At 43.9% G+C, this 8,198-nt stretch carries 15 protein-coding genes and 2 pseudogenes; all 17 read left to right on the top strand.

What is annotated here, in order from left to right; translation table 11 throughout:
• On the top strand, positions 1-297 hold a 297-nt coding region (locus ABLA76_RS16215; protein ID WP_348988711.1), incomplete at its 5' end, for a hypothetical protein.
• Positions 298-366: 69 nt separating this feature from the next.
• On the top strand, positions 367-621 hold the full coding sequence (locus ABLA76_RS16220) for a hypothetical protein (RefSeq protein ID WP_348988712.1): 255 nt from the start codon (positions 367-369) through the stop codon (positions 619-621).
• Positions 596-880, top strand: coding sequence for a DUF1364 domain-containing protein (locus ABLA76_RS16225; protein WP_047770916.1), 285 nt, complete (start codon positions 596-598; stop codon positions 878-880). The genes ABLA76_RS16220 and ABLA76_RS16225 overlap by 26 nt, the downstream gene beginning before the upstream one ends.
• 1 nt (position 881) lies before the next feature.
• Positions 882-1,241 carry a crossover junction endodeoxyribonuclease RusA gene (locus ABLA76_RS16230; protein WP_348988713.1) on the top strand — a complete coding sequence of 120 codons (360 nt, stop codon included), beginning with the start codon at positions 882-884 and terminating at the stop codon, positions 1,239-1,241.
• Positions 1,238-1,435 (top strand): hypothetical protein, encoded by a 198-nt coding sequence (locus ABLA76_RS16235; protein ID WP_348988714.1) that lies wholly within the window; start codon positions 1,238-1,240, stop codon positions 1,433-1,435. Before ABLA76_RS16230 ends, ABLA76_RS16235 begins: the two co-directional genes overlap by 4 nt.
• 1 nt (position 1,436) lies before the next feature.
• Positions 1,437-1,700, top strand: coding sequence for a hypothetical protein (locus ABLA76_RS16240; RefSeq protein ID WP_348988715.1), 264 nt, complete (start codon positions 1,437-1,439; stop codon positions 1,698-1,700).
• Positions 1,582-1,896, top strand: a pseudogene (locus ABLA76_RS16245) (phage antirepressor N-terminal domain-containing protein); the annotation flags it as partial. The gene ABLA76_RS16240 and the pseudogene ABLA76_RS16245, both read left to right, overlap by 119 nt.
• A 286-nt stretch (positions 1,897-2,182) precedes the next feature.
• Positions 2,183-2,437, top strand: coding sequence for a type II toxin-antitoxin system RelB/DinJ family antitoxin (locus tag ABLA76_RS16250; protein ID WP_047770479.1), 255 nt, complete (start codon positions 2,183-2,185; stop codon positions 2,435-2,437).
• Positions 2,427-2,720: a type II toxin-antitoxin system RelE/ParE family toxin gene (locus tag ABLA76_RS16255; protein WP_348988716.1), complete on the top strand. Its 294-nt coding sequence runs from the start codon at positions 2,427-2,429 to the stop codon at positions 2,718-2,720. Before ABLA76_RS16250 ends, ABLA76_RS16255 begins: the two co-directional genes overlap by 11 nt.
• A gap of 92 nt (positions 2,721-2,812) precedes the next feature.
• On the top strand, positions 2,813-3,598 hold the full coding sequence (locus tag ABLA76_RS16260) for a phage baseplate protein (RefSeq protein ID WP_348988717.1): 786 nt from the start codon (positions 2,813-2,815) through the stop codon (positions 3,596-3,598).
• A complete protein-coding gene (locus ABLA76_RS16265; protein ID WP_047771100.1) occupies positions 3,598-3,870 on the top strand; it encodes a hypothetical protein in 273 nt (90 codons plus the stop codon). The genes ABLA76_RS16260 and ABLA76_RS16265 overlap by 1 nt, the downstream gene beginning before the upstream one ends.
• Positions 3,860-4,750 (top strand): hypothetical protein, encoded by an 891-nt coding sequence (locus ABLA76_RS16270; RefSeq protein WP_348988718.1) that lies wholly within the window; start codon positions 3,860-3,862, stop codon positions 4,748-4,750. Before ABLA76_RS16265 ends, ABLA76_RS16270 begins: the two co-directional genes overlap by 11 nt.
• Positions 4,731-5,423, top strand: coding sequence for a Gp138 family membrane-puncturing spike protein (locus ABLA76_RS16275; protein WP_348988719.1), 693 nt, complete (start codon positions 4,731-4,733; stop codon positions 5,421-5,423). The genes ABLA76_RS16270 and ABLA76_RS16275 overlap by 20 nt, the downstream gene beginning before the upstream one ends.
• Before the next feature lies 1 nt (position 5,424).
• The gene (locus ABLA76_RS16280; RefSeq protein WP_348988720.1) at positions 5,425-5,778 is read left to right on the top strand and encodes a hypothetical protein; all 354 of its coding nucleotides are present in this window, start codon (positions 5,425-5,427) and stop codon (positions 5,776-5,778) included.
• Entirely contained in the window at positions 5,775-6,965 is a 1,191-nt protein-coding gene (locus ABLA76_RS16285) for a baseplate J/gp47 family protein (RefSeq protein ID WP_348988721.1), read from the top strand. Before ABLA76_RS16280 ends, ABLA76_RS16285 begins: the two co-directional genes overlap by 4 nt.
• The gene (locus tag ABLA76_RS16290; RefSeq protein ID WP_348988722.1) at positions 6,965-7,591 is read left to right on the top strand and encodes a DUF2612 domain-containing protein; all 627 of its coding nucleotides are present in this window, start codon (positions 6,965-6,967) and stop codon (positions 7,589-7,591) included. The genes ABLA76_RS16285 and ABLA76_RS16290 overlap by 1 nt, the downstream gene beginning before the upstream one ends.
• 10 nt (positions 7,592-7,601) lie before the next feature.
• Positions 7,602-8,198, top strand: a pseudogene (locus tag ABLA76_RS16295) (hypothetical protein); the annotation flags it as partial.

Raw genomic sequence — 8,198 nt, forward strand, 5'->3', positions numbered from 1 at the left:
ATGTGGTTCGGCGAGATTAGTCGTTATCTGAAATCCAACGGGGCGAAATACTCACCGGATGAAGTTAAGGACATGCTCAAGCACACATTTTTGGGCTATGAGGTTGTGGAGCGGATTGATGCCAGAACGCAGGAAGTTGAGCGTGTCAGGACGCTACGCCAGACATCCAGGCTGGATACGGGCGAGATGTTTCGATTCATGGAGCAAGTTGAACAGTGGGCTGCGGGTATTGGTTGTTTCGTGACAGTGCCAGACGACAGCGAGTACATGAAACTCAAACAGGAGCAGAATCAGTGAGATACCTACTATTCATCGGCTTTTGGACAGCACTCATGCTGATTATGGGGATAGATTTAGGGGGATAAGGTGGATGAATTAAGAAAAGAGGTAGTGCGTCTAGGGTATGAAAATGTTGCTCTTGTTATCAGAGACGAGAAAGATTTCAGGCGATGGCCGGTAGTAAAAAAAGCGTTCAGATATCTGTTCAATGCTATTTTTGGCCGCACAGGCAATGTTAATTATGTTGGGTGCGTTTTCTCGGCTGGTAATGCCTACACCATAGAAAAACATCATGAGATTAGAGAGGAACAGAGGGGTGGCAAATCTACGGAAAGAGGCTAGAGGCCGAGAATGTCAGGTCAGAATTCCGGGCATCTGTAACGGCAATAGTGAAACTGTGGTGCTGGCTCATTATCGAATGGCTGGCATCTGTGGTACAGGAATGAAACCGCCTGATTTATTGGGCGCATGGGCCTGTTCAGCGTGTCACGACGAAATAGACCGCAGAACGAGATTGACAGACGTTGACTATGCACATATGGCTCATTTAGAGGGTGTAATCAGGACGCAGGCAGTATTACTATCGGAGGGTAAGATTTGACGTGAAAACCTACAATCTAAAATTGCCGTGGCCGCCATCGAATAATACCTATTGGCGACATACCGCACGCAGCCATTACATCTCAGAAAAAGGCACCAAATACCGACAAAAAATCATAGAACTCATCAAGCAGCAGAACCTCAATATCAACACCACATCCCGCATCAAAATCTCAATTACAGCCAATCCTCCAGACAGACGACGAAGAGATCTCGATAACCTGCCTAAAGCAGTTTTCGATTCGCTGACTCATGCCAGTTTCTGGGCGGATGATGAACAGATTGATGATATGCGGATCATACGGGGTGAACGGGTTGCCGGTGGCTGTTTGGATGTTCAGATATGGGAGCTGGAGTCATGACATTCACAGACCTACCCGCAGCCGTTGAGGAGGCTCGATATCGATGTAGTGAGACAGGCAGGCCATTTACCGTTGTTCAGCAGCACACCGGAGATATGAAGGTTTTGTCCGAGCGATGGGTTATGCGAAAACAAATGAGGGTGATGTATTCAACACGTCACGACAGGGTTCATACAGTATTGCCGGGAGAATGAAATGATACTAACCCGTTATAACAAAGCAATATTGCCTGATGAAAATATAGAACTGGCAATATTGCGAGAACAAGTCAAATACAATCCCGAAACTGGCATCTTTACCAATAAATTATGCAGCGGTGTTCGAGTAAAAGGCTTTATGGATCGTGGATATATTGGGGTCAGCATCAATTCCAAGAAATTTAAGGCCCATAGATTGGCTTGGTTTTATGGGGTTAGCGTGGCAGTCACAGTTAGAGAAGTTAAAAACACGCTTCTCTAAAGGTATCACGGAAATCGTTATACCTACAAAAGGTGGTTCACAAGCAATGACTTGCCTTGCTCTCCGTAAATTAGCTGGCTGGTTAGCGACTATCAGCCCGAATAAAGTTAAAGCATCGATTAGGGATAAAGTTATCCGCTATCAGGAAGAGTGCGATGACGTTCTCTATGAGTACTGGACTACTGGTGAGGTGAAAAAGAAAAAGCTAAAACAGCCACCTAATTTCAGATACATCATTAAGATGGAGGTTTACGATAACTATCTCAACAAAACTGAAACTTTTACAGGTGGAACTGAGACGCCGCAGGGCATCATTGACGGAGTAGCAAGACGATACGGATTTTACATTGAAAACCTGCTCCCCCTGCCGATGAATATATTCTAGTCCAAAGCCACGGACGGCTAAAATTTTAAAAAACTGATTGCATCATAGATTAAATAACATACAATGTAATACAAACGTAATTACATATGGAGATACTATGAGCACAATTCAGATTAGAGTGGACGAAGAACTTAAAAGAAGTGCTTATCAGGCACTTGAAAAAATGAACCTTTCTCCTTCCGATGCAATGCGGCTCTTCCTACGCTATGTGGCAGAAAATGAAAAACTGCCGTTTACAGAAGTATCCGTAATGGTCTCAGAACGCGACGAAGACGAAGATATTTTGGAAGTAGTTCGTGAGCGACTCAAGAATCCTGCTAAACGAATTCGGGTAAATCTCGATGAGATTTAATATCGAGTTTGACGAGCGAGCTTTAAAGGAATGGCACAAGCTGGATAACAGTATCCGTGAACAGTTTAAAAAGAAACTGAAAAAGTTACAGGAAAATCCTTATATCGAATCAGGCAAACTGCACGGCGATTTAGCGGGCTGCTTCAAAATAAAACTTCGCTCTTCGGGATTTCGCCTTGTCTATCAGGTGATAGATGAAGAGATTGTGATCTGGGTGATAGCGGTAGGCAAAAGAGAGGACTCGAAAGCCTATAAAGTTGCCAGTGAGCGCATTGGGCGATAAGCAATCAACTCGTAACAACCCGCTTCGGCGGGTTTTTCACTTCTAACGCCGCTTAATTGCGGTTTTTTTACACCCAAAAAGCGAGGTGCTCTATGTTCGGAATGCCAGAACTACCCAAAATGCCCGATATTCCCAACTGGAAAGGGATCCCCGATGCTGCAATGGATGCGGGTATCAGTCTGGGCGGTGCTGCATTGATAAATAAGTTGTTTGGCAATTATTGGGGGATCTTCAATCAATATGGCATTCCTCTTCTATTAGCCGACAGCGTGATATCACTGCAATACCAGAATCAGTATCGTGTAGTGAGCGCACCGATAGAAAACGGCTCATTCGCTACTTATAACAAAGTCGGGGAACCGTACAAAGTCACTGTTCAATTAAGTAAAAGCTCAGGCGGTACACTGGAGCGCGGCGCTTTCCTGTCTCAGCTAGAAATTTTGGCGAAAAGCACACTGAAATTTCACGTTATCACACCTGAATTCGTCTACACCAATGCCGCCATCGTGGGATATGACATTGCGAGAGAGGCTAAAGATGGGGCGACGCTGCTTAAAGTGAACCTGCATCTTGAGGAAATCAGGGAGGTGACAGTCAAATATGATAAGGAACAGGTCAAAAACCCCGATGATGCCAAGAAAAAGGATACCGGTGATAAAACTCAAAAAGTTGAATCTAACGCATCCAGCGGTTCATTAGAAAAAATGGTGAATGATCTTGGTGATTTATATGATGACGAAAATAAATCATGGCTAGTAAAGGGAAAAGAAGGTGCTGGAATTTTATGGGAAGGATTTAAAGGTATAGGAAAAGATTTATCAGATATAAAATCTCAAGCTGAAAATATGGTTAACCAAATAAGTAACGGGAGTTTTTAATGATAACCGAAATACCTTTAGAAAAAATTCCGAATCAAACTCTTTCCTTTTTTTTAGAAAGTGATAATTACGATTTAACATTAGAAACAAGACTCGATAATTTATTCGCTACTGTTAAGAAAAATGGGGAATATCTGGTATGTAATCGTGTTTGTCGGAATATGACTTATATCTGTCAGTGGCTGGTGTTCTCAGATATAGAAGGTAATACCGATCCAGAATATTCACAATTAGGCTCTCGATATAGGTTGGTATGGATAAATGGCTTTTAATCGAAAATCAATAAGAATCACCCTCACCCTCTCAGGTAAAGACGAATCATTCACCTCCAGTAATCAAAATAAACTCTCTGCAACCGGACTTCGGATCAGCGCCGAGATTAATTACGGCAATGGCGCCATTACGCCTCATGCGCGAATTAAAGCCTACGGGTTGCCAATGGAAACAATGGAAAAATTATTGCGTAGAAAGTGGGGTACATTAAAAGCATTGCGCAATAACGTAACGATTGAGGCCGGTGAGGAAGGCGAAGAATTGTCGCAGGTGTTTAAAGGTGGGATAACTTTTGCTTACCCTGATTTTGGCGATGTGCCTAATGTGGCGCTGGTGATTGAGTCTCAGACTGCTGTATTGGATAAAATGATGGGGGAGGATGCTGAGAGCTATGAGGGTGAGCATGATGTAGTTACTATCATAGCGAACATTTGCAAGCGCATTGGGTATTCATTTGAGTCTAACGACGTCAGTGTAAAGCTGGCCGATGTGTCTTTGCATAACACAAGCATCGAGAAAATCCGGCAATTAGCCCATGCCGCTAATCTGGAGTTGTATATTGAGAACAAGAACGTAGCTGTTACTTACAAAGATTCCCCTCGGAGAACATTGAAAGTTCCGGTTATTTCCCCTGATGCTGGGTTAATTGGTTATCCGGTTCCTTCAATGAGGGGTGTTGATTTTAAATGCTTCTATAACCACTTGGTAAGATTCGGTGGCATTGTCCGCATTGCCGACAGTCAGATAGCCATTTGTAATGGTGATTGGTTGGTATATGGAATCAGAATAATTCTTGAAACAGAACAGGACTCAGCGCAGTGGTTTATGGAAGTTAACGCTAGCCCAAGAGGTGATAACTATGTCGCAATCAAAAAATGATGAACAAGTTTCTTTATATGACCCACAGGTTATGGCAGGTGGCGCTCGGAGTCAGGAGGCGATCATCTGGTCGCTCATCGGCAAAGTAGGCACGGTGACGATATGCAGGGTGGAAAAGGTCAAGGGTGGTGGCGTTGCTCCTGTGGGTTATGTTGACATTCTGCCACTAGTGCAACAAGTCGATGGCGCGGGGAATGTCTATAACAATGCCATTATCTACAACGTGCCCTATTTTCGATATCAGGGAGGTGCAAATGCCGTTATTCTCGACCCGAAACCCGGTGATTTGGGTATTTGCCTCGTTTGTACCCGTGACATTTCAAAGGTGAAGCGAGCCAAGAACTCAGCGCCGCCGGAGAGCCGGCGGCGGTTCGATTGGTCTGACAGCCTCTATATCGGCGGCCTGCTCAATGGCGCACCGAGCCAGTATGTCCATTTTCTGGATAGCGGCATTAACGTTGTTTCCACTGGGGTAGTGAATGTCAAAGGCACGAAAATCATTTTAGATGCACCAGTAGAGACGACCAGTACTATTCAGGCCAAAAGCGACATTACCGATAACACAACCAGTAATTCCCTATCAATGGCGGGAATGCGCCAAGTCTATAACAGTCATACCCACCCAGAACACGGGCAAGGCGCTAACACCAGCCCACCTAACCAAAAGGCTTAACATGCGGACATTATTTCTAATGCCTGCCACATGGGATCTCACTCTCGATGTGGCGGGGAATATTGCTATTGCCTCAGACCAGTACGCCAGAGCGCAATCAGTGGCTAATGCCTGTCGGGTGTTTGTGAAAGATATGTACTACTCACAGGGGGCGGGCATCCCCTATCTGGAGGAAATATTAGGTAAAAACAGATACTCACTGGCGATGTACAGAAAAAATCTGGAGGACGCCGCGATGTCAGTCGAGGGCGTAATTTCTGCCACAGCGGAACTGAGTACGGCAAATGACCGGATTGTGCGGGGCAGAATTAAATTTACTGACATTGACGGGCGGGAGGGAGTAATAGAACTATGATACCGAAACTACAAATCACCCCACAGGGGATATTAGCGCCACCGACCGATGAGGTAATCGCGGGAGTGTGGCGGCTAATGCAGTCCTGTTTTGGCGATAATCTCAATAAATCAATGGACACACCACAGGGCCAATTAGTCACTACTCTGACAGCCATCATCACCGATGAGCGAAACTTTTTTATCAACCTCCTGAACAGTTTCGATCCCCGGTACGCTGACGGCATGATGCAGGATGCATTAGGCTATATCTATTTTCTCCAGCGTCACCGGGCGACAAAATCTGTTGCTGAGGTCACGATTAACGGACTGGCAAACACGGTTATTCCTGCCGGATTTCAGGTCACAGATGATGCTGGAAAAACATGGAGCACTCAGGTAGAGGCAATCATTGGTGATAATGGCATTGCAACAGTCGACGCTCATTGTGATGTTGCGGGCAGAATTTCAGCCTCGACTGGCGCCATTAACCGCGTTGTTAAAAATATCAATGGCGTTGACTCGGTTATCAATAAAACGGCTGCTATTGTTGGCCGGGATGACGAATCACGGCAGGAGTTTGAACTGAGACGGCAGGAGTCTGTCGCTATCAATGCCAAAAACACCAATGCCGCCACCTATGGTGCAGTCTCGAATATTAAAAATGTCATTGACTGTTACGTTGTCGATAACCCAGATAGTGAAACTATCACAGCCGGAGTAACCAATTACCCGTTAATAAGAAATTCTATCGCTGTCTCTGTCGTGGGTGGTGATGATAATGAGATAGCACGACAGATTTTGGCTAAAGCCGGAACCGGCTGTTCTTTTGTGGGCAATACGACGGTCAAATATGAGGACACGGACAATTTCCCTTATCTACCGCCCAGTTATGACATTAAATTTATCCGGCCACATCATATTCCTATTGAGTTTATTGTGACATTTGAAGACAAATTACGTCTAACACACCAAGACAAGGAAGCTGTTCGCAAAGCTGTTTTGAATGAATTTGAGACAGGCAGGGGTAAAGGCAGAATAGCTAAAAAACTCATTGCCAGTGACTACATTTGTGCGACTGCGCAATCAACACGGGAGCGGTTGATATCGGTTCAAATAGCAAGGAAGAAAGGCGCTGTGGCTAATTATCTCGATTTCGGTATTGATGAGTTTCCGACATTATCTATAGATGATATAAGGATTGAGTGATGAAAGATATCCGTGAAACATTACTCAGCCAGTACGCCAATAGCCCTACCATCTGCACTATTCTCAACTCAATAAATGAAACCATCGACCCCAGAGCTAATGCTGACGAGTTTTATAATTTGGCGGTCAACGTTCTCACGGCGAGAGGATTCGGATTAGATATTTGGGGGCGTATTGTTGGTATTGGCAGAGATTTATCTATACCCGACCCGAATGTTGATTATTTCGGATTTAAAGAAACGAAAAAATTTACACCATTCGACCAGTCACCATTTTATTCTGGAGGAACTGATGCGTCATATATGATGGATGATTCAACATTCAGGGAGGTTATTCTAATGAAGGCATTTTCAAATATACTGTATGCAACCGCGCCTAATATTAATAATTGGCTGGGTTGTTGCTTTTTGCGTGGCCGTTCATATTATCTAATAACCGGACATATGACAGCCAGATATGTATTTGAATATAGATTATCTGAATTAGAAAAAAATCTAATTTACAACCGACAAATATTACCCCGCCCATCTGGAGTAAAAATCAGCATTGTAGAATTACCATTAGGTGAATTTTTCGGATTTTACGGAACCGGATTTCAACCATTTGGTCAGGCATCATTTGCATAACAGGTGAATAATGAAAAACCCAAATTTAATAGCAAAACCTTTTGCTCAAAATGGACAAAAGGACGAAATACCCTCTGATTACAAATCAGATTTACCTAGCCAAAAAGCAACGTGGGACACAGGATTCCCGCAAATTACTATGATGCCCGTGACGGCTGGTGGATTGCCGCCAAGTGGCAGAGATTTTAACGGTATATTTAATCAGATATCCGATAATATCGTTCATTTATCCAAGGGCGGAAAATATAAATTCTCACCGGAGTACGCTAATTCTATTGGCGGATATCCCAAAGGTGCGGTATTGCAATCGGATGATGAAACGCGGGAATATCAGAGCCTGATTGATAACAACAAAATTAATTTCAATATAGCATCGCCGGATAAAATTAATTCAGCATGGAAACTGGTTAATACAAATCAAATTCTCGATGAGCTGAATAAAAAATTCGATAAATCGGATGTGGTTCAATCTATAGGTGGTGGTACATTACAGGTAATGAGCCAGAAATCCACAACCGATGCCCTAAATAATCGCCTCGAAAAATCCCGGAACGGCGCAGATATCCCCAACAAACCGGCGTTTGTGAAAAACCTCGGTTTAACGGAT

Source organism: Xenorhabdus sp. SGI240 (assembly GCF_040081915.1).
In the GTDB taxonomy this organism is placed as follows: Bacteria; Pseudomonadota; Gammaproteobacteria; order Enterobacterales; family Enterobacteriaceae; genus Xenorhabdus; species Xenorhabdus bakwenae.